Genomic DNA, 24,548 nt, shown 5'->3' with positions numbered 1-24,548 from the left:
GGTGTGCTAACGTGATCAGAGGGCTCGATATCGATCGGGCCCTTTTCTCGTGATCTCGCTGGCAAGACAGGAGGGGCAATGACGGCAACGTGGCAAATCGTAGTGCACGGACGGGTGCAGGGCGTGGGCTACCGCGCGGCGTGCGTGGTCGAAGCGCGCAGGCTCGGACTGGTTGGGTGGGTGCGTAATCGTCGCGACGGCACGGTCGAAGCCATTGCGCAAGGCGAGGCGGCCCAGTTGCTGGCGTTGTGCGAGTGGATGCGACAGGGGCCGCGCGGGGCGCAGGTGTCGTCTTGTGACGTGGACAAGGCGTGGGTGGCGGCGTCGCCGCTCAAGGGCTTCGAGCAGCGCGCCAGCGTCTGAATCCAAAAGCCGCGCTGAGCGGACGGCATCCGGAATGCTTGGTGTGACGTCAGCGTCCTTCGACTTGCGCCGCCGATCGCTGACGCCGGGGGAGCGTCAGGCGGCGAGCGCCAGCGAACCCTGCGCGGTGGCGGCTCCCGAGCCGATCAGGCCGAGCGCGGGCAGCTGAGCGGCTTCGTGCGCCGACAGGCGGAACAGCGCGACCGACTCGCGCAGGCGTGCGGCCTGCGTCTCGAGGGCGGCTGCGGCGGCAGACGCTTCTTCGACGAGGGCGGCATTCTGCTGCGTCATCTCATCCATCTGCGTGACGGCCATGTTGACCTGCTCGATGCCGCTCGATTGCTCGACGCTGGCGGCCGAGATTTCGCCCATGATGTCGGTCACGCGCTTCACCGACTGCACAAGCTCGGACATCGTCGCGCCGGCGCGCTCTACCAGACGGGTGCCGGCCTCCACACGGTTGCCCGACGCCTCGATCAATCCCTTGATTTCCTTGGCGGCCGCCGCGCTGCGTTGCGCCAGCGTACGGACTTCGCCGGCCACCACGGCGAAGCCGCGGCCCTGTTCGCCGGCACGTGCCGCTTCGACGGCGGCGTTGAGCGCCAGAATGTTGGTCTGGAAGGCGATCCCGTCGATCACCGTGAGAATATCGCTGACCTTTTGCGAGGCTTCGGCAATGTCGCGCATGGTGGTCACCACTTCCTGGACCACGTCGCCCCCGCGCGCGGCGGTTTCGGAGGCCGTCACCGCCAACTGGCTCGCGGCGCGGGCATTTTCGGCGTTCTGTTTGACCACCGCCGTCAGCTCTTCCATGCTCGCAGCCGTCTCCTCCAGCGACGACGCCTGCGATTCGGTGCGGCGCGACAGGTCGGCGTTGCCGTCGGCGATTTCCCGGGCGCTACCGTGAATGGCTTCGGTGCTCTCGCGCACGGTGCCGACGGTGCTGGCCAGCGAGTCGCGCATCCGGCCCAGCGCGCCGAACAGTTGCCCCATCTCGTTACGCGTGCGTTGTTCGATGCGTTGGCTCAGGTCGCCTGCGGCGATCCGCTCGAAATACGCGATGACTTCGCGAATCGGACGCAGCACGGCGCGCGCGAGCATGGCGCGGCCCCACAAGGCCAGCAGCAGGGCGAGCGCGAGGGTCGCGCCCATGGCGATGCGCATGATGTTGTAACGTGCCTGCGCCGCCTCGTAACGCGCCTTCTGGCGCGCCACCTGAATGTCCTGCAATTCACGCATCAATGACTCGACGCCGTTGTATGCGGAGGGTGCGACGCGTGCCTGAATCTGATGGAAACCGGCCACGTCGCCCTGCTTCAGCGCGTTGAGGGCAGGCGTGACGACCTTCTCGAAAAAGGCGCGGCGCTTTTCGTCGGCGGCTTTCGCCAACTCCGCTTCGTGCGCATCTTCTTTGGGACGTTTCAGATAATCGTTCCAAAGGGCGTCCGATGTGGCGATGTACTGGGTACCCCGTTTGAGGACTTTTTCGGACTCCTCGGGATCGGCGCCGAGGCTGACATACGACGCATAAGTCGCCATCGACAGGCGCGTACGGAGAATTTGCTCGCCGGTCCCTTTGAGTTCGGCCAGCGCGGGAGTGTCTTCCGTGGCCATCTTGCTCAGGGATTCGTTGCTGGAGCCAAGCGCTCCCAGGCCCAGCACGCTGACGAGGACGAGTAGTGCACCAAGCAAACCTAGAACCAGCGTCAGACTGGCCCGAATCGTAATGTTCTTATACATATGGATCGATGGATTGAATGCCCAGGCCGGGCCGGGAGGTGGCACGGCCTCCCCGTCCATCGGTGAGTGCAAGACGGGGCATAGGGATTATCGGCATATGGGAACCGGAACTTGAGTTCTCCGGGCTCGGGCGATTCCGAAAGTGCGGTGGCGGCAAAAAAAGTTCGGAATTTGCGCAGTCGCAAGCGTCGCGCAAACGGCCAGACTTGATGGCTGTTTCACTTCTTCAGTACGCCGAAGCGCGTGAATCGTGATGAGGCGTCAACGACGCGATGAATCTCGACAAATTCAAGTTCCGACACGCAAGCCCCGACGCGGGGCGGTATCAACGAGGTGACGACAGTTCGTCGGAAGATTTTGTAAGGCATGAGCCCGGCGATCCCGGCACATTTCGCATGGCGTTGGTGCACGAGTTGCGCGCACCGTTGCAGGTGTTGCAGGGGCATCTCGAGGCGTTGTGGGACGATGCCGCGCATCTCGAGACGGCATCCGATCCGGCACGTACGCCACGCAGGCGGCTGGGCAACATGCGAAGCATGCTCGACGCGCTTGCGGGAGCGGTGAACGACGTGCTCGAACTCGGGCAAGGCGACGTTGCACAACTGCCGCTGCGTGAGGCGCTGTTCGAAGTCCGCGCGTGTCTGGATGCCGAGGTCGATGCGTTCGTCGGGAGGGCGGAATCCAAGGGGCTGGATCTGACGTGCGAGATCGCGCACGACGTTCCCGTTTTCCTCTGGGGCGACGCCGTCCGGTTGCGTCAGATGTTGCGCACGCTGCTCGATAACGCGCTGAAGTACACGGCTTGCGGTGGTGTAGCGGTGCGGGTGTCGTGGCAGCTAGCGGCCGACGAGATAGCGACGCAAGCATCGAGGCCGGCTGCGCCACAGTTGACGATCCACGTCACGGATACGGGGCCGGGTATTCCGGCGGGGATGGAGAACGCGGTTTTCGCGGCGTTTGCGCGTGCGGATCCCTCGGTGCAGGGCACGGGGCTGGGCCTGTGGATTGCCCGGCAATGGGCGCGACGCATGGCGGGGTCGCTCTGTGCGGAGACGTCGACGACCGGCGCACGGTTCCGGCTTTCGGTGCCGTTCCGGTTGCCCGAAGCGGCGGCTGCCGTGACACCTGCCTTGGAGACTTCGGCGAGCGCACCGGCAGACGTCGCCATGCGTGGGGGGCCGACCGCAGTGCCCGTGGCGCCGGTCGCCGTGCCCGTGACGCCGGTCGCCATGCGTGAGGGGCTGCAAGCGCTGGTAGTGGACGACCACGTGATGAACCGCAGGATACTCGGTGAGCAACTGGCCTCGCTCGGCTGTCAGATGGCGAGCGCGGGGGATCTGACCGAGGCGCTGGTGCAGTGGATGGCGCTCGACGTCGATGTCGTGCTCACCGACGTACAACTCAATGGCGCAAGCGGTCTCACGCTCGCGAGGACCTTGCATGCGCTGGCGCCGATGCTCGGTCGCCGCGAGCCCGTGGTGTACGCCGTCACCGGTTCGGTAGTCGAAGCGCGTGCCGCGCAGGCGGCAGGTATCGACGAGGTGCTGACGAAGCCCGTCTCGCGCGAGCGGTTGTCGCACACGCTCGCAGTGCGCTGGCCGGCGTTGGACGACACGTATGAGCACCGTGCGGCTGATGAGACGTGTGAGCCCCATGAGCCCCATGAGCCCCATCAGTCCCATGAACCCTATCACGCGGGGAGGCCCGCAGCGGGTGCGTCGGCCCGACCGCGCGACGAGTCACCGCCACGTCCGACGCCATTGCGGGACGATCCGTATGCGAGGCGCATGATGCGCGACGAAATGGCGAAGGATCTGGCGCGCTTCCGGCGTCTGATGATTCGGCGACGCGCCGAAGATTTCGACGCGGCACAGGCGCTGCTGCACCGGATGCGGGGCGCTTGCCGGATGTTCGGCGATCCGGCGTTGACTGCGCGCTGTGACAGGCTCGCCGAGCGGTTGGCGAAATGCGGGAAAGGGTTTGCCGGGCACGGCGACCCGAGGTGACGTCAGACGTAACGCCAGACCGCCAGATAGTGGCAGACGGTACCGCCGATAGCGAACAGGTGCCAGACGAGGTGTCCGAACTTGATGTGACCGTCTAGCGAATAGAAGATCGCGCCGATGGTATAAGCAACGCCCCCTGCATAGAGCCATCCGGCGCCCGGGCCCGGGATGGCGGCGAGCACGGGACCCGCGACCAGCACGGCGACCCAGCCCAGCCCGATATAGAGCAGGGTGGACACCAGCGGGCGGTCGAGCAAGCCAAGCGATTTGGCGATCAGTCCGGCAATGGCCATCGTCCACACGCCCGTGAGCAACGGCCAGCCCCAGGGATCGTTGAGGATCTTGACCGTAAAGGGCGTGTAGGTGCCGGCGATGAACAGGAAAATGGCGCAATGGTCGACGCGCATGAACAGGCGTTTCGCCCGGCCGTCCGGCAGCCCGTGATACAGCGCGGACGCAAGATAGACCACGACCATGGTCACGGCGAACACCCCGACGCCGATTTGTTGCACGGTGCTGGGCAACGGCGGACGCACGGTGCTAAACAGAAACGGAATCGCGACGAGCGCGGCCAGGCAGGCGAGGCCGTGGCTGACGCTGTTGGCCAACTCTTCGCTGCGGGTCTGCGCGCGAGCGATGGCCCTCGCGGTCGGGGGTGCCGTACTCATGCCGTCCTCATCGGGGGGGGGGCGTCTGGAATGCGGGAAGTCGTCAGTGATGCGCCTCGTGCCACTTCCGAACGGCGGCCATGGTGTTCTGAACGTGCTTGTCCGGATCCATGCTGACGTAGCTGTAGATCACCTTGCCGTCGGGGGCGATCACGTAAGAGATGCGATTGGCGATGTCGGGCTTGAGGGCCAGCACGGCGTCGTAGGCTTTCATGATCTTCTGATCGGTGTCGGCAGCCACGGCGAACTTGCTGCGGCATTCGGACACCGAGAACTTGTTGAGCGTATCGATGTTGTCGTTCGAAACGCCGATCACCGTCGCCCCCATCTCCTTGAACTTGTCCGTGGCTTCGGCGAAGTCGTGCGCTTCGATCGTGCAACCCGTGGTGAACGCTGCGGGGTAGAAGTACAGCACGACCGGGCCCTTCTTCAGGGTGTCGGCGAGCGAGAAGGTGAAGACTTTGCCGCCGAGCGAGGCTTGCGCCTTGAAGTCGGGCGCTGTTGCGCCGTTCTGCAATGCCGCATGGGCGGGGATCATGCACCACGCCGTAATGCCGACGATGGCGGCTGCGGCAGTCATTCCGAACCAACGTTTCATGCAAGGCTCCCAAAGTGGATGCTTAAGGATAGAGGCTTGCGAAGGCGCTGTCCAACGTGGACCACGGCCTTTGGCGGCGCCACGGCAACCGTCGTCGCGCGGCGTCCTGCGCGCTGACTGCCGCGTCTGCACAAAGCGCCAGTCTACGGTCGGTTCTGTGACATGCGTCGGTCAGCGTGGCGTCACGAGGCGGCATGTCATGTGCCCCGGGCAATGCCGGGCGCCGACCCGCCGTGCCCGCTCGCCTGGCTGCTGCCGCCACTCCCCACGCTGCCAGCACTCGCACCACTACCGTCACTGCCGATCGGCAGAACCGTCGTGGACTTGATCTGTGAGAGCGCGATCATCGAGTTGACCTCCTGCACCATCGGCAACTGCGACAGCCGCTCGAAGAAGAAGCGCTCGTAAGCTTCGACGTCGCGCGTCACGATCCGCAGCAGAAAGTCGACGTTACCCATCAGCACATGGCATTCGAGCACCTCCGGAAACGCCTGAATCGCCTTCGAGAATTCGGGAAGTGCACTGCGGCTGTGCCCGGCGAGTTTCACGTGAGCGAACAGCATCACGTTCAGTCCGACCTTCTTGCGGTCGACGAGCGCGACACGTCGCTGGATCACCCCCTCGGCGTCGAGACGGTCGATGCGACGCCAGCATTGCGACTGCGACAAGCCGATGCGCTCACCGATTTGCGCCGCCGACAGCGAGGCGTCTTCCTGCAAGAGTGCGAGGATTTTTTCGTCGAATTCGTCGATTTGCATGATTTATTCCTCGGGTGAGTGAAATTTGAATGGATCATGCGAAATCAATGCAATTTTGTCAACGATACGCGAAGCATTTACCCCGCGCTCCACGTACACTTTTCTCCAGTTAGCGACGGTTGTCGCAACCATCCCCTCAAGTTTTGCCGATGCTGTAGGAAAACCCATACCCATGAAACTCGATTTGACTCTGCCCGCTGCCGAAACCGCGACCGGTGCCGTCGCCCAGCCTGTCGCTCCGCTGTCTGCCAAAGGGGCAGACCTCATTGCGCGCACGCTGGTCGAGATTGGCATCGACACGGTGTTCTGCTACCCGGGCGGGGCCAATCTCGAGATGCTTGACGCGCTCTCCCGCGTGCCGATCCGACTGGTGCGCACCGAGCATGAGCAAGGGTCCGTTTTCGGGGCCCAGGGCTACGCCCGCGCTACCGGGAAGCTGGGCGTCTGCCTTGTCACGTCGGGGCCGGGCGCCACGAATCTGGTCACCGGCATTGCGGACGCTGCGAGCGATTCCGTGCCGGTGCTGGCGATTACCGGCAACGTCGCCACGCATTGGCTCGGCAAGAACGCCTTTCAGGAAGTCGACATCGTCGCCATCACCAAGCCGATCACGAAACTCGCGCGGCAGGTGCGCGAGGCCCGCGATATCCCGGCGGCGCTGCGAGAAGCGGCAGCATGTGCGCTGGCAGGCCGCCCGGGGCCGGTGTTGCTCGATTTCCCGAAGGACATTCAGCAGGCGCGTCCGGAGCAGCCGACGGACAAGCGTGTCGCGGCCGCAGCCCCGGCCGGTATGAGCGACGAGACGGCGCAGCGTATCGCCGCGCTGTTCGCCCGCAGCGAGCGGCCGGTGATCTACGCCGGTGGCGGCGTGATCGCCTCGGGCACGGGGGCGCACCTCGTGGCGTTGGCCGAGGCGCTCAATTGCCCGGTCGCGCTCACGATGATGGGGCTGGGCGCCGTGCCGGACGATCATCCGTTACTGCTCGGGCCGCTGGGCATGCATGGGGCTTATGCGGCGAACGTCGCCGTCAACGAGGCCGATGTGGTGCTGGCGCTCGGCGTGCGTTTCGACGACCGTGTGATCGGGGATCCGGCATCGTTCGCCCGTCATGCGAAGATCATTCACATCGACGTGGACGCCGCCGAAATCGGCAAGAACAAGCCCGTGACGCTCGGTGTGCATGCCGACTTGCGCGACGCGTTCACCGGTCTGCTGCGCCATGCCACGCGTCGCGACGTTCCGGCATGGCACACGTACCTGCGTGAGTGTCGCGAGGCGCATCCGCTGCGCACCGCAGGCGCGACGCAAGCTGGTGAGGCTCACGCCGGGCAGGGCATGCTGACGGGCGTCGACGTGATTGCCGCGCTGGCGGCAATGCTGCCGCCCGAGGCTGTCGTGACCACCGGCGTGGGGCAGCACCAGATGTGGGCCATGCAGCACCTGCGTTTGCGCGCGCCGCGCACGTTCCTGTCGAGCGCCGGCTTCGGCACGATGGGCTTCGGTCTGCCTGCCGCTATCGGCGCGAAGGTCGCGCTGCCGGACGTGCCGGTGATCGACATCGATGGCGACGGCAGCCTGAACATGTCCGTCAACGAACTCTCGACCTGTCGCCGCTACGGATTGGGCGTCAAGGTGCTCGTCATCAACAATCAGTGGCTGGGGATGGTGCGCCAGTGGCAGGACATGATCTATTCGCGCAATCGCGTGGCGTCGTCGCTCGTGGATCCAAATGTGCCCGACGGCGCTGAGGACGGCCGTCCGTATCCGGATTTCGTGACGATCGCGGCCGGATATGGCGTGGCTGGGGCACGGGTCGTCCAGGCCGACGAATTGCCCGCCGCGCTGGCCCGCATGCTTCGGGACCCGCAGGAGCCGTACTTGCTCGACGTGCTGGTCGCCCGTGAGGACGACGTCTATCCGATGATTCCCGCCGGCAAAACGTATCGCGATGTCGTCTTCGGTCCCGGGCAGGCGGCCGGCCCGATTGCCGCCGGGGCATTCTGATTTTCCCTACGTAGCGTAAGGGGCGACCCGGTGGCGGCAGGTGTACCGCCCGGCGTTGATTGGCCATGGGGCGGTATTCTCGTTTTGCGCGAATGCTGCCTCGCGTCGCGAGATCGCAACGAGACTGCCCGCTTTGGCGGGTTTTTTTCGTTTCCGAGGCAGCGAGGAGTATCATTGCGCTCTTTCTAGAATCCTCGCCAAGGAAAAATATGTTGACGAAGCGCCTGGTGCTGGCCGCCGCCTGTTTTCTGACGACCTTCGCCGCGCTGCCGGCAGCGCAGGCCGCCGATCCGACTTACACCGTGGGGGCCGGCGGCACCTACCGTCCGTTCGAATTCGAAACGCCGCAAAAGGAACTGGTCGGCTTCGATATCGACGTGATCAAGGCGATCGGCAAGGCCGGCGGCTTCAACGTGAAACTGGTCAGCACGCCGTGGGAAGGCATCTTCGCCACGCTGGATCAGGGCGATCGCGACATCATCATTTCGGGCATCACCATTACCGACAAGCGTCGTGAAATGGTCGACTTCTCGGCCCCGTATTTCCCGGCCGATCAGGTCATCATTACCGCACCGACCGCGAAAGTCGCCGGTCTGGCGGACCTGAAGAAGCTGCAGGTCGGTGTGGTCAACTCAAGCACCGGCGATATCGCCGTCTCGGACGAACTGGGCAAGGCAAGCACCGCCATCCGTCGCTTCGACAACACGCCGCTCATGCTCGAAGAGCTGTATCGCGGCGGCGTGGACGCTGCGGTGGGCGACGTCGGCGTGATCAAGTTCTACATCAAGAGCCACCCGGAAAAGCCGTTCAAGCTCGTGTACGACAGCAAGTTCAAGCGCCAGTACTTCGGCATCGCCGTGAAGAAGGGCAACAAGGTCGCCCTGGACAAGATCAATACCGGTCTGAAGAAGATCGTGGCCGACGGCACCTACGCCAAGATCTACAAGCAGTGGTTCGACGCCGATGTGCCGACCCTGCCGCAGCAGTAATCCGGCGCACCGCATTCAACGCGTGTAAGATTCGCGCCACGCGCGCCAGAGACTCTGGCCACTCGCGGCCCGTGAGCTGATCGTCGAGTTCCGACATCATCCCCCGGGCCGCGAGCGTTTTTTCTGTCGGGTAGCGGCGCTGTCCGATCATTTTCATTTTGTGAGAAAGGTGCTTCATGGGTGGGTTCCAGTGGAACATCATCAGCGAATACATGCCCCTGTTCGTCGAGGGCACGCTGATGACGCTCAAGTGCACGGTGATCTGCGTGATCGCCGGCACGTTACTTGGGCTCGTGCTTGGCGTTGGCCGTCTGGCCGAAGCGCGTCACGGCTTCTACAAGTATTTCCTGCGCTACGCGGTGCAATATCCGGTGCGGTTCTACGTCAGCTTTTTCCGTGGCACGCCGCTGTTCGTGCAGATCCTGCTGATCCACTTCGCGCTGATGCCCGTGCTGATCAATCCGTCGGGCGGCCTGATCGTGAGCGGCGATTTTGCCCGTGAAATCCGCTCGCAGTACGGCGCGTTCATGTCGGCCGTGCTGGCGATCTCGCTCAATGCCGGCGCCTATGTGTCGGAAATCTTTCGCGCCGGCATCCAGTCGATCGACCGTGGTCAGGCCGAAGCGGCCCGCTCGCTGGGCATGACTTATATGCAGACGCTGCGCAAGGTCGTGTTGCCGCAGGCGTTTCGTCGCATGCTGCCGCCGCTCGGCAACAACGCGATTGCCATCGTGAAGGATTCGTCGCTCGCGTCGGCCATCGGTCTGGCGGAACTCGCTTATGCGGCCCGCACGGTGTCGGGCGCTTATGCGCGCTACTGGGAGCCGTATCTGACGATTTCACTCATCTACTGGGTGATCACGCTGGTGCTGTCGGCATTTGTTCAACATCTGGAAACGAGGTACGGCAAAGGTGATCGTCGTCAATAACCTGCAAAAGCAGTACGGCGAGGCGCACGTACTGCGCGGCATTTCCTGCCGCATCGAAGAAAAGGAAGTGGTGTGCGTGATCGGGCCGTCGGGCTCCGGCAAGAGCACTTTCCTGCGCTGCCTGAACGGTCTGGAAGACGTGTCGGGCGGCGAAGTGCTCGTCAACGGCTTTCATGTGGAAGACCCGAAGACGGACATGAACGCCATGCGCGCGAGCGTCGGCATGGTGTTCCAGCGCTTCAACCTGTTCCCGCACATGTCGGTGCTCGAGAATCTGGTTCTCGCGCCGATGCAGGTGAACGGCGTCAAGCGCGCCGAAGCGGTGACGATTGCTGAGCAACTTCTGAAAAAGGTCGGTCTGATCGACAAGATCGACGCGTTCCCGAATCAACTCTCCGGCGGTCAGCAACAACGCGTGGCGATTGCGCGCGCGCTCGCCATGAAACCGACCGTGATGCTGTTCGACGAGCCGACCTCGGCGCTCGACCCGGAACTGGTCGGTGAAGTACTGGAAGTCATGAAGTCGCTCGCCGAGGAAGGCATGACGATGGTCGTGGTGACGCACGAAATGGGTTTCGCTCGTGAAGTCGCCGACCGCGTGTTCTTCATCGATCAGGGCGTGATCATGGAAGAAGGCCAGCCCGAGCAGATCTTCACGGCGCCCAAGCACGAGCGCACGCGCGAATTCCTGCGCAAAGTCCTGTAATTCTCACGACGGCGACGCGCGCAAAGGTATATCCGCGCGCCGCATCTGATTACAATGCGAGGGTACGCGCGCCGAGTGACCTGGAGCACCGGCGCGTCGCAGGCACCCTGAGCCATGCGCCAGGTTTTTTCACAGGGCAGCGACCTTTGTCCGGGGGGCTGCCCCGCAATCGCAGATTGCACCCCGATTTCACGAGGTAGTCATGAGCCAGCCAATCGCTGTGACCCGCCAGACGTTCGACGACGTGATGGTGCCCAATTACGCTCCTGCCCAGATGGTGCCCGTGCGCGGCGAAGGCTCGCGCATGTGGGATCAGCAAGGTCGCGAGTATGTCGATTTCACCGGCGGTATCGCGGTCAACGCGCTCGGCCATGCCAATCCGGAACTGGTGAAGGTCATCGAGGAGCAGGCCCGCAAGGTCTGGCACATCGGCAACGGTTACACCAACGAGCCGGTGCTGCGTCTTGCCAAGGCCCTCACCGAAGCCACGTTCGCCGACAAGGCGTTCTTCTGCAATTCGGGACTCGAAGCCAATGAAGCGGCGCTCAAGCTCGCGCGCCGTTACGCCTACGACCATGCCGCCGAGCGTGGCGGCAAGGAAAAGAGCGAAATCATTTCGTTCTACAACTCGTTCCACGGTCGTTCGCTGTTTACCGTGAGCGTGGGCGGACAGGCCAAGTACACCGAAGGCTTTGGCCCGATCCCGACCGGCATCATGCATCTGCCGTACAACGATCTCGAAACTGCCAAGGCGACGATTTCGGAAGCGACGGCCGCCGTGATCGTCGAGCCGGTGCAGGGTGAGGGGGGTGTGCTGCCGGCCGATCCGACATTCCTGAAGGGGTTGCGCGAGTTGTGCGATCAGCACGGCGCGTTGCTGATTTTCGACGAGGTGCAGACGGGTGTCGGTCGTACCGGCACGCTGTACGCCTACGAGCAATACGGCGTGACGCCGGACATCCTCACCACCGCCAAGGCGCTCGGCAACGGGTATCCGATCGGCGGCATTCTCACGACGAACAAGATCGCCGCGAGCTTCTCGCCGGGCACGCACGGCTGCACGTACGGCGGCAACCCGCTGGCGACGGCCATTGCCGGTCGCGTGCTGGCGTTGATCAACACGGCCGAGACGCTCAATGGCGTGAAGGCGCGTCACGATCACTTCGTCAAGGGCATCGAAGCGATCAATGCGCGGCACGGTGTGTTCGCGCAGGTGCGCGGCATGGGCCTGCTGATCGGCGCCGTGCTCAAGCCGGCGTTCGCCGGTCGTGCGAAGGACATCGTCAGCGAAGCTGAAAAGCACGGTCTGATGCTGTTGGTAGCGGGGGGCGATGTGGTGCGTTTCGCACCGGCGCTCAACATTCCGTTCGCCGACATCGACGCCGGTCTTGCTTCGCTGGAAAAGGCGGTCGCTGCGGTGGCCGCGACGGCGAAGGCGGCCTGATTGCGCGGTTGAGCGCGAAGCGCACCCAGACCCGAGCAATGTCCAGGGCTTCGGGCCGGACCGGCGGATAGCGTCGCTCCGGCCCTTGTTTCATCCGACGCTCCATCTCCTCACGGAATGCCGACATGACGTATCCATCGAAAGCGACGGCGAAGCCCGACGCACACGCCCACGCAGGTGCGACGCACGCAGGGTTAACACAGGACAATGCGGTGAATTCGCTGCGTGTGGTGCGTCTGGCGCGTCCGGGGGATTTGCCTGCGCTGCTGGCGCTGGCGGCGCTGGCCGGACCAGGCATGACGTCGTTCAAGCCGGATCGCGCGGCGCTCGAAGCGCGTCTGGCGCGAGTCGCGGCGACCGTCGAGGGCCAGGCGCCGACGGCCGAGCAGGGCTATCTGTTCGTGATGGAGGACGTTGAAACCGGTGAGATTGCCGGCGTCTGCGGGCTGGAGGCGGCCGTCGGGTTGGAGCAACCGTTCTACACGTACCGCAAGGACACCATCGTTCACGCGAGCCGCGAGCTGAACGTGTGGTCGCGCATGCTGACGCTCTCGCTCTCGAACGATCTGACGGGCTACAGCGAACTTTGCTCGCTGCTGCTCGACCCGAAGTGGCGCGGTCACGGGAACGGCGCATTGCTGTCGAAGGCGCGCTTCCTGTTCATGGCGCAGTTCCCGGAGCGCTTCGGCCCGCATGTTTGCGCCGAACTGCGCGGATTTTTCGACGACGACGGGCAAAGCCCGTTCTGGCAGTCGCTCGGGCAGCACTTCTTCAAGATCGATTTCGATCAGGCGGACTATCTGACGTCCATCGGCAAGAAGTCTTTCGTTGCCGAATTGATGCCGAAGTACCCCATCTACGTCGACTTCCTGTCGCCGCAGGCGCAGGCGGCCATTGGCGTGACGCATCGCGATACGCTCCCTGCGCGGCGTCTGCTGGAGCAGGAGGGCATGCGCTCCGGTGCTCACGTCGACATCTTCGACAGCGGGCCGGTGCTCGAAGCGCGGGTGGCGGACTTACGCGCCGCACGCGATAGCCGCTATCTGTCGGCCAATGTCGTGACGATGGAGGACGGCGCATCTGCCGCCGTACCCAACGCGGAACCTTACCTTGTGGCGTGCCTCGGCCTCGACGGGTTCCGCGCCACGCTGGTGACGGGGCGCCCGGAGCGGCGCGCGTTCTCCCTCAGCCCGCTTGCCGCGAAGGCGCTCGGCGTGAAGCAGGGCGACCGCGTGCAGGTACTGCCGCTCAAGCCGCCGCGCGCCGAGGCCGTCTGAACGGCTGCCGGCCACGCTCGGATCGACCGTCGAGCGCGCTCAGAACTGAATCGTCGCTGTCACCGTGTCCGTGTAGACGCCGGGGGCAGGCGTCGATTGGGCGGGAACGAGCGCGAAGATCGGAATGACCTGAATCAGCCCGGTGCCCACGCCGGTCAGTTGCGACGTGCCGGCGGTGCCGTCCCCCCAGATCGTGGCGTAGCTGCTGTCCAGATAGAGCTGGTACCCGACGCTCGATGTCAGTCCCGTCATCTTGCGCGCCGTCACGGTGCCGAGCAAACCGCCCGACAGGCTCACCCGAAAGGCGTCGTTTTTCGTGCATTGCACGGTCAGTTGCCCGCTGCTGGCAACGGGACTCTCAAGTGCCGATTGGGTCGCGAAGGTAATGTTGGCCGCCGCGATGGTGCAGTTGTTGATGACGGTGACGTTGGCGGTGAACGGCGAACCGGGCACGGCCGTCATGGCGGTGCCGCACGCCGGTGCGGGGGAGAGGGCCGCATACGACGCGTATTGCAGGGCCGTATCGGCCGACGCGAATGCCCGCGAATAGACCGTATTGCTGTTGCCTGACGTCGGCACCGTCGTTTGTCCCGCTGCAATCCTCCCGTAAAAATTCACGTTCTGTGTCACGGTGCCGCCCAGAATGGGGCGCGCCATCGTGAGCGAAATAACGTTGCTCGTGCTGTTGCCCCACGCGTTCGAGAACGATGGGTCTGTGAAGAGTCCGAAATTGATAACGCTGCCGACATTCGTGGCGCTCGTCAGCGTAAGCGGCTGCGCGGCATTGAGCGACAAGCAGAGTTTGACGTTCGGATTGCCACCGAGTGCTGGCCAGGTGCACGACACGGGGAACGTGCCGGTGGCCGATAGTGCGAATCCCGAGATCGGGCTGAATGCGGCGAAGGCAAGCGTTGGGTTGCCGACGGTGCAGGTCTGCGCCAGCGCGCTCATATGCATCGCGAGGCAACCGGCTGCGATGGCGTGGTAACGGCATGCCATGAGGATCGTCCGGGTGAGGATCATGAGCGGTTCTCCTGCCGCGATGGGGCGGGGGCGGGCGCGCCATCGGTGTCCTTCGCCGCGGGCGGGGGCGAAGCCTTGTCTCCGGCCAATGTGCCGAATGCCACGCACGCGAGCGGCCCTACGCGGGCGATCTGTCCCTCGGGCGGCGTCGTCCAGTCGAACGAGACGCGGCAGCGTTGGCGCGCGTCGCGCGCTTCGAGCGTGTTGCGCGCGCCAAGGGCGTCGACGAACACTTCACCGTCGTACCCCACGACCGTCACGATGCCGCTTTGCACGTGACGTACCGACGTCCCCGGCCGCAATGGCTGTCCTGTCGTGTCGACGAGCGTGACGAGCGCGGCCCGGTAGCGTCGCACCGGGAAATGCACAAGTACGCCGCTGCGTGCCTGCGGCGCTACGCGCCGCTCGGTGGCGGCGACTTCCAGATCGGCGGGCAGATGCATGGGGTCGATGCCGATGCGCGACGCCTCGTAACCGTTCAGATCCGGCACGAGGAAGTAGCCGCGCGAATCGGTATGTCCGACAGGCACCGACTCGCGCAACACCGGCACGTGCGCCTGCGCGTCGGTGCTCACCAGCGCGAAGGCGTCGTAGGTGCGTCGCGCGGCGTGCACGCTGTGGTCCATGACGACGAGCGCGCCGGTCATGCCGAGTGCCGCCCCCGACTGGCGTCCCACGCGTTGCGCGAGCGCGGAGATTTCGCCGTGGCGTCCGAGATACTGCACCTGGCCTTGCATCGTGCGCTGCGAGAAAGCACGGCCGCCGAGCACCTGCCATCCCCAGCCGCCGTGGTAATCCGGGGGGCGACTGGCGCCGACCCATGCCTGCGTCTGACCGCCTTGCTGACTGAACGACGCATTGCCCAACGCCGCGCTCGCCCCGTCGGCGCTGCCGCCGAGCAATACGCTGAGCATGGCGAAGACCCCGTGCGAGCGTCGGCGGGCGAAGTCGCGAAAGCCTCCCATCGAGAGCATGCCGCGCGTGCCTGCGGGCAGCGTCAGGCTGGCGGACAAGACGCGCGTGGCCGGCTGCCGCGATACGCGCTGTGCGAACCATGCCAGCGACGCCGTGCTGCTGCGACCGAACGGCAGGGAAACGGTCACACGATCGCTCGCGTGCGGCACAGGCGCTCCGTCAAGGGTCGCGATGTCGCGATACCGTCCCGCGGTTCGGATCATTTGCGCGTCGATGCTGAGCCGGCGCGAGAGGTATTGATAGCCGGCACTCCATTGACTGCCGGCGCCGCGCCCGCCGGAGATCGACATCGATGCGCTGACGACGCCGCCGCGCCCGAGCGCGACCAGCGCACCGGCGCCGCCCAGCGCGAGCCGTCGCCCGGCTTGCGCCTGCGCTTCGACGGTGACGGTGTCGGTCGCGCCGTAGCGCGCAGCCACCGATGCGACCGGATGATGCCGGTAGGCGAACGAGCGAACGCCGTAATCGTCTCTCGGCAGACCGGCTTCCACGGAAAAACTCGATAAGCCGCGTGCGAGCAGGCGCGGGTCGACATAAAGGGGGACGGTCGTGATCTGTTCGCGCCCGAGCGCATCGCGCGTCACCACGCTCGCTTGCAGATCGCCGGTCAGGCCCGGTGTCTCCTGAATGACGAACGGGCCCGGCGGCACGCGCCCGCCCATGCGTCGCACGCCGTCGAGATACAGATCGACGGAGGACGGCACGACCGCGCTGCCGCGCAACGCGGGGATCGGGAAGGTCACGAGATCGGGGCGCAGCGCGAAGTTGCGTCGCCATTGCAGACCCGCAATGCGCAGCGACCGCGACCAGGAGAGCGAACCGGTGATGAGGTCGCCTGCCACCCAGGTGGTCAGACGCGACGGGTCGTCGTGCTGCCACCAGGTGTCGTAGCGACGATAGCCGTGCCGCCAGCGCGAGTGCTCGGCAAGGCCCGTCTGTTGTACCGTGCCGCCCGACCAGAAGCCGCGAACTTCGCTCCAGAGCGACGCGCGGGTGAAACGGTCGCGTTGCACGTAGGCATCGTAGTTGACGATCACGCCGGGGTCTGCGGTCGCGCCGATGACCACCGGCTGAGGGCTGCCGAGACGGTACGGCGCGAGCCACATGTCACCGACGTCGAGCGCTAGCGTCTGACGTGAGGCGTCGTACGCGGTGCGAATGCCATCGAGCGAATCGAGTGCGACGTCGGTGGCGTCCCCGGCCGGCAGCCGATCGGGCGATAGTCCGAGCGCGCGCAGGTCGCCGGCCTTCGCGAACCAGCGGCCCCGACGCCGTGAAAAGGGGGCGATGCGCCCCGTCGATTCGCCGTTGACGATGACCTCGAGTATGTAGGGGCCGTCGAGCCGGGCGATTCCCGACGGACTGCCCCCGCGAGGCGGCATCGTGCTGCCCGCGGTGGTCAGCGCGGTGTCGTCGAACAGCGCCGTGCCGGTCGTATGCGGGGGACATGCCGGGCGCGCCCGGCGGGCGGGCAGGTCCCGGGCGTCCTCGTGTACGCCGAACGCGGACGCCGCCGGATTCTCCGCGCATGTCGCGGATGTGGCCGATGTGGCAGATGTGGCGGATGTGGCGGATGTGGCGGATGTGGCCGATGTGGCGGATGCCTGGGATGTCACGCCTGCCTGGCATGCCTGGCAGGCCACGAGGGCGACGGTCATCGACGCCGCAACGGCTATGCACCCCGCGCCCGCGCCCGCGCCGGCGTGCGACGATGCGGCGCGCCCCGGGGGAAATCCGACGCGGCGGGCGGCGGCACGGCTAACGCTCGCCATCCGATGCGACGTCTGCGGCAAAGCGCATCGGCACCGCGTCGATGCGCGATTCCACCGTGAACGGGGCGACGGGCGGTGCACCGGCCGGCCAGCGCACGGCGAAGCGACGTGACTGCCCCGCGAGCACGTAGCCGAGCAGTCCGCGCGTGAGCTCGACGCTACGCCCGGACGCATCGAGCACCCGCGTTGCGCCGAGCTGCGCGTGTCGCTCACCGTCGTTACGCACTTCCAGTTCGCCTTGCGCCATACGCACGTCGAAATGCAGCGACGGGGCGCGCGAATGGCTCGTCTGTACGAACACCGGCAGCGAATATCGCAGACGAATGGACACGCCGTCCGAGGGCGTAGCCTCGGCCGACGGCAGTTCGTCCACCAGTAGCCGGTAGCTCTGTTCGTTGCCGTCGGGCTTGCGCGCCACGTGCACGAGCCGCACGATCTGACGCTCGCCAGGCTCGATGCGCAAGATAGGCGGACTGGCGATGAGGGCCTGCGTGGGCGTGAGCACGTTGTCGCCGTTGCGCTGCGTCCACGCATAAAGCCGCAGTTGGCCGTGAATCGGCAGGTCGCCGGAATTGCCGAGCGTCAGTGTGGTGGCGGGCTGCGAGGGAAGAATGTTGACGATGACGGGCGAGACTTGCAGCGTCGCCCCGTTGCCGTCGGTCACGCAAAGCGTGAGCAACGCGACGAACGCGCCGCCGTAGGCGTATGCCGCAGGTCGCCGGACGACGGGTCTCGCGGGACTCTTGATCGTCATGATGGACCCGATGCGTCAGAAGTAGACGGTTGCCGTCACCGTAGAGGAATAGACGTCCGGTGCCGGCATGGTGGCCGAGAGCGTCGCCTGACCGTAGACCGTGTAGGTCTTGACCACCCCGGTGCCCGAGTCGCTCAGCGTGTTCGAGCCCTGCGTGTTGCCCCACGGCGTGGCGTAGTTGGCATCCTGGAACAGGCCGAACGGAATCGTCGTGGTGTTGCCGGTGAGCGTGCCGGCCAGCAGCCGGTTCGTCTCGGTGGAATTCGGCACGGTCCCGGCATTCAGGCCGATGTTGTATCCCGTGGACGCCGTGCAGACGACCGTGAGCGACGACGTGCTCGCCACCGGGCCGGTCGCCGAACCTTGCACGGCGTTGAATGTCATGGGCGTGGCGGCGATGGTACAGCCGGGCAGAATGGTCAGCTGCACCCGCATCTGCGCGGTTGCCGAGCCATTCGAGTAGACGGCGGCGTGCGACGGGCCGCCGTGCGTGAGTGCCGCGACGATGCCGGTGAAGGCCAGACAAACCAACGGTCGGTTCATGATGATTCTCCTTTGGAGTCCTATTTGAAGAGATGATGTTCTACTGTGGGGACTACGTTATTAACGTTCAGATTACGTGCGCATCACGCCCGTTCACGCACTCGGTTTCGGACGCTTTTTACGTAGTTTATGAATGCATTTGCCCGAAATACGACCGATAAATGCACTTTCGGAATGATCCCAATATCCCTGGGGAATGCCGCTCGGCGGGTGTCGGAGATATACGCGCAACGCGCACGTTTTCCCATGACGCAGTGCGCACGACGGCGCAGGTCGGGTGTCATGATCGAGCGGTGACGTGGCGCGATGCGACGCCATGCCGCAGTGCTGGCAGGGGCCTCACATCACGCTCATAGCGGGCTCACAGCGGGCTCGCAGCGGGCTCACAGGCGGTTCGCAGGAAGTTCGCCGGCGTTGCACAAGCATCGGTGCCCGAAGTGCCGTCAGGTCAGCGGTGCAACAAATCGACAGCGGGATGACGCACGTCAAAGCGGCTGTCGATGGCAAAAGCATTCGTGCATATTTCACTTGATCTCACCTCGCAGCCGTCTCTAGAATGACCTCTTGACGCGCATCGGGCGCCCACTCACGTCAAACATGTGATAGGCCGTCAGTCGCCCGTATTCGCTACCTGCGGATATTTCACGAGAGGGATGCCATGCTCAGACTTCTGTCGAAATACTGGTGGTTGCTTGTGCTGCGCGGCGTGTTGGCCGTGATCTTCGGGATTGCGGCCTTTGCGTTACCCGGCGTAACGCTTGCCGTGCTGGTGCTTTGTTTCGGCGCGTTTTCGTTCGTTGACGGGATCTTTTCGCTCGGCGGCGCTTGGAGCGCGCGCCAGGAGCATGCCGATTGGTGGCTGCCGCTGCTGCAAGGCATCGCGGGCATTGTTATCGGAGTCCTGACTTATCTCAACCCGGCGTTGACCGCCGTGGCGTTGCTGATCTATATCGTGGCCTGGAGTTTCGTCACCGGTGTATTGCAGGTGGCCGCCGGCATCGCGCTGCGTCGCGAGATCAAGGGCGAACTGTGGGTCATTCTGTCCGGTGTGTTCAGCATCCTGTTTGCCGTATTCATCATGTGGCAACCGGGCGCCGGTGCGCTTGCGCTGATCTGGGCCATCGGGTCGTGGGCCATCATCTGGGGCGTGCTGCTGGCCGTGGCCGGCGTTAAGCTGCGCGGCGCCGGGCACGGTGTGTCGCCCGCGCCGTCGGGGCATCTCAGGTCGTAATCGATTCGTTATCCAAACGAAGTCGTCAACGTTTCCCTTCGTCCGCACGGGACCGGTCTACAGGCCGGCGCCCGATGCCGACGGCTTCCCCCCCTCGGCGACCTGCGGGTCGCCTGACGTCAGGAGTGTCAAATGGCTCTGAATCATACGCGTAACACCCTTGGTGAAAAGATTCGTACCGAATCGGTCAATCTGCTGGGTCGCGGGCTGCTCAACGGCATCGATGTGCAGCGTCAGGCGAAGCAGGCGCACTGGAACGTCCACGGGCCGGGTTTCATCGAGCTGCACTTGCTGTTCGATGAGGTGTACAACGCCGCCATCGAGTGGGCCGATCTGTGTGCCGAGCGTCTGGTGGCGCTGGGCGGCGTGGCTGACGGTCGCGTGCAGACGGTGGCGCAGAAGACCGAACTGCCGACCTACAAGAACGAGTTCAAGCGAGGTCTCGATCACGCGGCTGCGCTGGCCGAAGCGCTCGCCGCCTACGGTGAAATCATTCGCGGGCTGATCGATGCGTCGGCTGAAATCGGCGACGCGACCACGTCGGACGTCTTCACCGAAATCTCGCGCGGTGTCGACGATCACCTGTGGAAGGTCGAAGCGCACCTGCGCGGCGAATGACGACGTTGCCGGGCAGCCGTTCGGGTGCCTGCACCATGTGCCGTCGCGGTGGGACCGGGGATTTGGCAGGCCCCCGTTCCATTGCTGCTACATGCCATTGCTGAGCCGACCGAGTCGCGTCGGCCACCGACGAACGCGCGCACCGGAACACGCCGGCGCGCGCGTTCGCCTGTCTTGCTCACCATCCCCCCGGAGCCGCTATGACCACCCGTAACCTCAGCCAGATGTTTCAGCCGAAATCGGTCGCCGTGATCGGCGCGTCCAACCGCGAACGTCGTGTTGGAACGACTGTGCTGCAAAACGTCGTCGACGGGGGCTTCAAGGGCGACATTTACCCGGTCAACCCGAAGTATTCGACGCTGGCCGGCCTGAAGTGCTACCGCGACGTCGGCGACTTGCCGCAGGCGCCCGATCTCGCGGTGATCTGCACGCCGCCATCGACCGTGCCCGATCTCATCAGGGACCTCGGTGAACGCGGCACGCGAGCCGTGGTCGTGCTGACCTCCGGGCTCGCGCGCGAGAAGGATCGTCACGGCGTGACGTTGCAGGACCGCATGCTCAGGAACGCGAAGCCGCACGTGCTGCGTGTTCTCGGGCCGAACTGTATCGGGTTGCTGAGTCCTGGCATCGGCCTTAACGCGAGCTTCGCGCACATGGGCGCGCGCGCGGGCAAGCTCGCGTTCGTCTCCCAATCGGGAGCGCTCACGACCGCGGTGCTCGACTGGGCCGATGCGCGCGAAATCGGTTTCTCCCACTTCGTGTCGATGGGCGACAGCGCCGATGTGGACTTCGGCGACATGCTCGACTACCTCGCCAGCGACCCGGGCACGGATGCGATTCTGATGTACATGGAATCGATTCGCGACGCTCGCAAGTTCATGTCCGCCGCGCGGGCCGCCGCGCGTAACAAGCCGGTCGTCGTCATCAAGTCGGGACGGGTGCCCGAAGGGGCCCAGGCGGCGGCGTCGCACACGGGGGCGCTCGCCGGGTCGGACGACGTCTACGATGCAGCCATCCGTCGTGCCGGCATGCTGCGCGTGGATACGACCGACGAATTGTTTGCCGCGGTCGAGACGCTCGCGCGGTTGCGTCCTTTCACCGGCGACAAGCTCTCGATCATGACCAATGGGGGCGGCGCGGGGGTGATGGCGACCGACGCCCTCGTGCTCGAAGGCGGCAAGCTCGCTCATCTGAACGACAGGACGCGCGAAGCGCTTGACGCCGCGCTGCCGAAGACGCTGGGCCGCGTCAATCCGGTCGATATCGGGGGCGACGCGGATCTCGAACGTTACACGGCAACGCTCGCGGCCTTGTGCGACGACCCTGAGACGGCGGCGGTGCTGTTCATTCAGGCACCTACCGCCGTCATGCCGAGTCTCGATGTCGCAACCGCGCTCGCCGCATTGCCGAAGCCGTCGAAAAACGTTTTCACTTGCTGGTTGGGCGGCGAGACGGCCGAGCGGGCGCGTCGCATCTGTCGGGAAGCCGGATTGCCTACCTACGACACCCCGGAGAACGCTGCGCGCGCGTTCCTCGAAGCCGTGAACTATCGCCGCAACCAGGCGCTGCTCATGGAAACGCCGCCGTCCATTCCGCCGGGCTTTGCGCCCGATGTGGCGCGTGTGCGGGCGATCGTCGACAGCGCCATGCGCGAGGGGCGGGCGTTGCTGACCGAGCCGGAAGCGAAGGGCGTGCTGGCCGCCTACGGCATTCCGGTCGTCGAGACGCTCGTTGCCGAGACGCCGGAGCTTGCGGGCGAACTGGCGAAGGGCATCGGCTTTCCGGTCGCCGTCAAACTGATTTCACCCGATATCACGCACAAGTCGGATGTCGGCGGCGTCGTTCTCAATATCGAAACGGCGGAGCAGGCGACCGAGGCGGCGCGCCAGATTCGCAAGCGCGCGCTGGCGGCGAAGCCCGGCGCGCGCGTGACCGGCTATTCGGTGCAACGCATGGCCAACGGGGCGGAGGCTTTCGAGCTGATCGTCGGTGTGGCGACCGATAACGTTTTCGGGCCGGTGCTGCTGTTCGGGCAGGGCGGCACGGCGGTCGAGGTCATCGCGGATCGCACCATCGGTTTGCCGCCGCTGAACCTGAATCTCGCGCGCGACATGGTGGCGCGAGCGCGGGTATCGAAACTGCTGGCGGGCTATCGCAACCGTCCGGCGGCCGATCACGAAGCGATCTACCTGACGCTGGTGAAGCTCTCGCAACTCGTGTGCGACGTGCCGGAAATCGCGGAACTCGATATCAATCCGCTGTTCGCGGACGCGCACGGCGTGCTCGCGCTCGACGCGCGCATCGTGGCGCGAGCGCCTGCCGTGCCGGGGCACGGCAGACTGTCGATCGCACCGTATCCGCAAGAACTGGAGAGCACGGTGGATGCCGGCGGCAAGCCGGTGCGAGTGCGTCCGATCCGGCCTGAGGACGAGCCGGCCTATAACGCGTTCTTCCACACGCTCACGCCGCAGGACGTGCAGTTTCGCTACTTCGGGCTCATCAAGGAGTTGTCGCACTCGCAGATGGCGCGTGTGACGCAGATCGATTACGACCGGGCGATGACGTTCGTCGCGACGGAGCAGGACGAGACGGGGCAGACGCGGTTGCTCGGCGTGGTGCAGGCGCTGGCCGATCCGGACAACACGGTCGCCGAGTTCGCGGTGACGGTGATTCCGGCCGCGCAGGGGCGAGGGCTGGGGCGTGCGCTCATGGAGCACATCGTCGATTACAGTCGCAAACGAGGCACCGGGGAACTCATCGGCTATGTGCTCTCGGCAAATACGCGTATGCTGACACTCGCCCGTCACCTCGGCTTTGTCGAAGACAAGGAAATGGAGGCGGGCATTCTTCATATCCGGCTGCCGCTGCAACAGACGGCGCAGGCGCGGGAGACACGCACGGTGTGACGGTCGCGGCAATGGCGGCTGTGCTGCCCGCTGCGCCCGGCGTTTGCTCGCGGGGCAGGGCGGCCGCCTCGACCAGGAAGACGAATGCTAGTGAATTGCGTGGCCTATGAGGATGGCCGCAAGATTGCCGATCTGCATCCCGACGAGATCTCGGATTACCTCGAGCGACCGCATTGTTTCGTCTGGGTGGCGCTAAAAGACCCGGGCCCGGGCGAGCTGGCGCAGATGCAACATGAATTCGGCCTGCACGACCTTGCCGTCGAAGATGCGCAGCACGGTCATCAGCGGCCGAAAATCGAACAGTACGGCGACTCGCTCTTCGCCGTGCTTCATGTACTCAACAAGGACGAGGCCGGGGATTTCTCCCTCGGTGAAGTGGCGATTTTCGCGGGGCACAACTACGTGCTGTCGGTGCGCTCGAACGCCACGCAAGGGCTGGGCGCGGTACGCGCCCGGGCCGAGAAGGAGCCGCATCTGCTGCGTCAGGGCTCGATCTTCGTGCTCTACGCCCTGATGGATGCCATCGTCGATAGCTACTTCCCGGTATTCGACGATCTCGAAGCGCAACTCGAAGCCATCGAGGAGCAGATCTTCACGCCGAACGCGCCTTCCAAGGGACGCGCGATCATCGAGGATCTGTATCAGCTCAAGCGTCGGCTCATCACGCTGCAACACGCTTGCGTGCCGCTGATGGAAGCGGTGAGCAAGCTGTTCGGGGCGATGGCGCCCAAGCTTTGCGGCGGCATGCAGGAGTACTTCCGCGACGTTTTCGACCATCTTCAGCGCATCACGAAAAACATCGACCTGCTCCGGGAAATGGTGACCACCGCGCTGTCCGTCAATCTCGGCATGATCTCGCTCTCGGAGAACGAAACGACGAAGCGCCTGGGCTCGTTCGCGGCGCTTTTCGCCGTGCCGACGATGATTGCCGGGATCTACGGGATGAACTTCGACGATATCCCCGAATTGAAGCTTCATTACGGTTATCCGGCCTGTATCGCGATCATGATCGTCATCGATGTGCTGCTGTTCTTCAAATTTCGGAAGGCCGGCTGGCTCTGACGCCCGACGTGCGCAGGCGGGCATGCGCCAGACAGTCCATGTCAGGCGTATGTCCCGGCGGCCTTTTTGCGGACAATCGGCTGATTCGCACCGCGCCTGTTGCCCGGGGGCAACGCGGCATCGAACCGCCATTTTTTCGTAGTGACCGGCGTGGAGTAACTGTTCTAGAATCCGGTCAACG

20 protein-coding genes are annotated in these 24,548 nt (G+C 64.9%); 12 read left to right on the top strand and 8 right to left on the bottom strand.

Annotated elements, in window-relative coordinates; genetic code table 11:
- The first annotated feature begins 78 nt into the window (after positions 1-78).
- Positions 79-363, top strand: coding sequence for an acylphosphatase (locus PAN31108_RS01345; RefSeq protein WP_150667101.1), 285 nt, complete (start codon positions 79-81; stop codon positions 361-363).
- A gap of 96 nt (positions 364-459) precedes the next feature.
- Here the strand turns inward: PAN31108_RS01345 and PAN31108_RS01340 are convergent, their stop codons facing one another.
- Positions 460-2,103, bottom strand: a complete 1,644-nt coding sequence (locus tag PAN31108_RS01340; RefSeq protein WP_150667100.1) for a methyl-accepting chemotaxis protein — start codon at positions 2,101-2,103, stop codon at positions 460-462.
- Between the two features lie 395 nt (positions 2,104-2,498).
- Between PAN31108_RS01340 and PAN31108_RS01335 the strand changes: the two genes are divergently transcribed.
- On the top strand, positions 2,499-4,109 hold the full coding sequence (locus tag PAN31108_RS01335; protein WP_174994795.1) for a hybrid sensor histidine kinase/response regulator: 1,611 nt from the start codon (positions 2,499-2,501) through the stop codon (positions 4,107-4,109).
- 2 nt (positions 4,110-4,111) lie between these two features.
- Here the strand turns inward: PAN31108_RS01335 and trhA are convergent, their stop codons facing one another.
- From trhA to PAN31108_RS01320, 3 genes are all read right to left on the bottom strand, one after another.
- Positions 4,112-4,777, bottom strand: coding sequence for a PAQR family membrane homeostasis protein TrhA (gene trhA / locus PAN31108_RS01330; RefSeq protein ID WP_150667098.1), 666 nt, complete (start codon positions 4,775-4,777; stop codon positions 4,112-4,114).
- A gap of 43 nt (positions 4,778-4,820) precedes the next feature.
- Positions 4,821-5,375 carry a peroxiredoxin gene (locus tag PAN31108_RS01325; RefSeq protein WP_150667097.1) on the bottom strand — a complete coding sequence of 185 codons (555 nt, stop codon included), beginning with the start codon at positions 5,373-5,375 and terminating at the stop codon, positions 4,821-4,823.
- A 197-nt stretch (positions 5,376-5,572) separates the two neighbouring features.
- Positions 5,573-6,133, bottom strand: coding sequence for an Lrp/AsnC family transcriptional regulator (locus PAN31108_RS01320; RefSeq protein WP_246183718.1), 561 nt, complete (start codon positions 6,131-6,133; stop codon positions 5,573-5,575).
- Positions 6,134-6,305: 172 nt separating this feature from the next.
- Here PAN31108_RS01320 and ilvB point away from each other — a divergent pair, with 172 nt between their 5' ends.
- From ilvB to astA, 6 genes are all read left to right on the top strand, one after another.
- Complete coding sequence (gene ilvB / locus PAN31108_RS01315) at positions 6,306-8,138, top strand: biosynthetic-type acetolactate synthase large subunit (RefSeq protein ID WP_150667096.1); 1,833 nt, start codon at positions 6,306-6,308, stop codon at positions 8,136-8,138.
- Between the two features lie 209 nt (positions 8,139-8,347).
- Entirely contained in the window at positions 8,348-9,127 is a 780-nt protein-coding gene (locus PAN31108_RS01310; RefSeq protein WP_217426272.1) for a basic amino acid ABC transporter substrate-binding protein, read from the top strand.
- 176 nt (positions 9,128-9,303) lie between these two features.
- A complete protein-coding gene (locus PAN31108_RS01305) occupies positions 9,304-10,056 on the top strand; it encodes an amino acid ABC transporter permease (protein WP_044455952.1) in 753 nt (250 codons plus the stop codon).
- The gene (locus PAN31108_RS01300) at positions 10,040-10,762 is read left to right on the top strand and encodes an amino acid ABC transporter ATP-binding protein (protein ID WP_150667095.1); all 723 of its coding nucleotides are present in this window, start codon (positions 10,040-10,042) and stop codon (positions 10,760-10,762) included. The genes PAN31108_RS01305 and PAN31108_RS01300 overlap by 17 nt, the downstream gene beginning before the upstream one ends.
- A 202-nt stretch (positions 10,763-10,964) precedes the next feature.
- Complete coding sequence (locus PAN31108_RS01295; RefSeq protein ID WP_150667094.1) at positions 10,965-12,206, top strand: aspartate aminotransferase family protein; 1,242 nt, start codon at positions 10,965-10,967, stop codon at positions 12,204-12,206.
- Positions 12,207-12,427: 221 nt separating this feature from the next.
- Positions 12,428-13,483 carry an arginine N-succinyltransferase gene (gene astA / locus PAN31108_RS01290; RefSeq protein WP_174994823.1) on the top strand — a complete coding sequence of 352 codons (1,056 nt, stop codon included), beginning with the start codon at positions 12,428-12,430 and terminating at the stop codon, positions 13,481-13,483.
- A gap of 39 nt (positions 13,484-13,522) precedes the next feature.
- On the opposite strand, the gene PAN31108_RS01285 is transcribed toward astA, so the two are convergent.
- From PAN31108_RS01285 to PAN31108_RS01265, 4 genes are all read right to left on the bottom strand, one after another.
- On the bottom strand, positions 13,523-14,506 hold the full coding sequence (locus PAN31108_RS01285; RefSeq protein ID WP_150667092.1) for a Csu type fimbrial protein: 984 nt from the start codon (positions 14,504-14,506) through the stop codon (positions 13,523-13,525).
- Positions 14,503-17,139, bottom strand: a complete 2,637-nt coding sequence (locus PAN31108_RS01280) for a fimbria/pilus outer membrane usher protein (protein ID WP_217426271.1) — start codon at positions 17,137-17,139, stop codon at positions 14,503-14,505. Before PAN31108_RS01280 ends, PAN31108_RS01285 begins: the two co-directional genes overlap by 4 nt.
- 100 nt (positions 17,140-17,239) lie before the next feature.
- Positions 17,240-18,007, bottom strand: a complete 768-nt coding sequence (locus PAN31108_RS01270; protein ID WP_150667090.1) for a fimbrial biogenesis chaperone — start codon at positions 18,005-18,007, stop codon at positions 17,240-17,242.
- Positions 18,008-18,022: 15 nt separating this feature from the next.
- Positions 18,023-18,550 carry a Csu type fimbrial protein gene (locus tag PAN31108_RS01265; protein ID WP_150667089.1) on the bottom strand — a complete coding sequence of 176 codons (528 nt, stop codon included), beginning with the start codon at positions 18,548-18,550 and terminating at the stop codon, positions 18,023-18,025.
- Positions 18,551-19,208: 658 nt separating this feature from the next.
- Between PAN31108_RS01265 and PAN31108_RS01260 the strand changes: the two genes are divergently transcribed.
- The 4 genes from PAN31108_RS01260 to corA all read left to right on the top strand — a co-directional run bounded on the left by PAN31108_RS01260 (position 19,209) and on the right by corA (position 24,367).
- On the top strand, positions 19,209-19,781 hold the full coding sequence (locus PAN31108_RS01260; RefSeq protein WP_150667088.1) for an HdeD family acid-resistance protein: 573 nt from the start codon (positions 19,209-19,211) through the stop codon (positions 19,779-19,781).
- A 132-nt stretch (positions 19,782-19,913) separates the two neighbouring features.
- Positions 19,914-20,399, top strand: coding sequence for a DNA starvation/stationary phase protection protein Dps (dps, locus tag PAN31108_RS01255; protein WP_150667087.1), 486 nt, complete (start codon positions 19,914-19,916; stop codon positions 20,397-20,399).
- Between the two features lie 200 nt (positions 20,400-20,599).
- Complete coding sequence (locus PAN31108_RS01250) at positions 20,600-23,305, top strand: bifunctional acetate--CoA ligase family protein/GNAT family N-acetyltransferase (RefSeq protein WP_150667086.1); 2,706 nt, start codon at positions 20,600-20,602, stop codon at positions 23,303-23,305.
- A gap of 84 nt (positions 23,306-23,389) precedes the next feature.
- The gene (gene corA, locus PAN31108_RS01245; RefSeq protein ID WP_150667085.1) at positions 23,390-24,367 is read left to right on the top strand and encodes a magnesium/cobalt transporter CorA; all 978 of its coding nucleotides are present in this window, start codon (positions 23,390-23,392) and stop codon (positions 24,365-24,367) included.
- The last annotated feature ends 181 nt before the right edge of the window (positions 24,368-24,548 follow it).

The organism is Pandoraea anhela, from assembly GCF_902459655.1.
In the GTDB taxonomy this organism is placed as follows: Bacteria; Pseudomonadota; Gammaproteobacteria; order Burkholderiales; family Burkholderiaceae; genus Pandoraea; species Pandoraea anhela.
The sequence above is the reverse complement of the archived record's forward strand: the minus strand, read 5'-3'. Positions and strand labels throughout refer to the sequence as shown.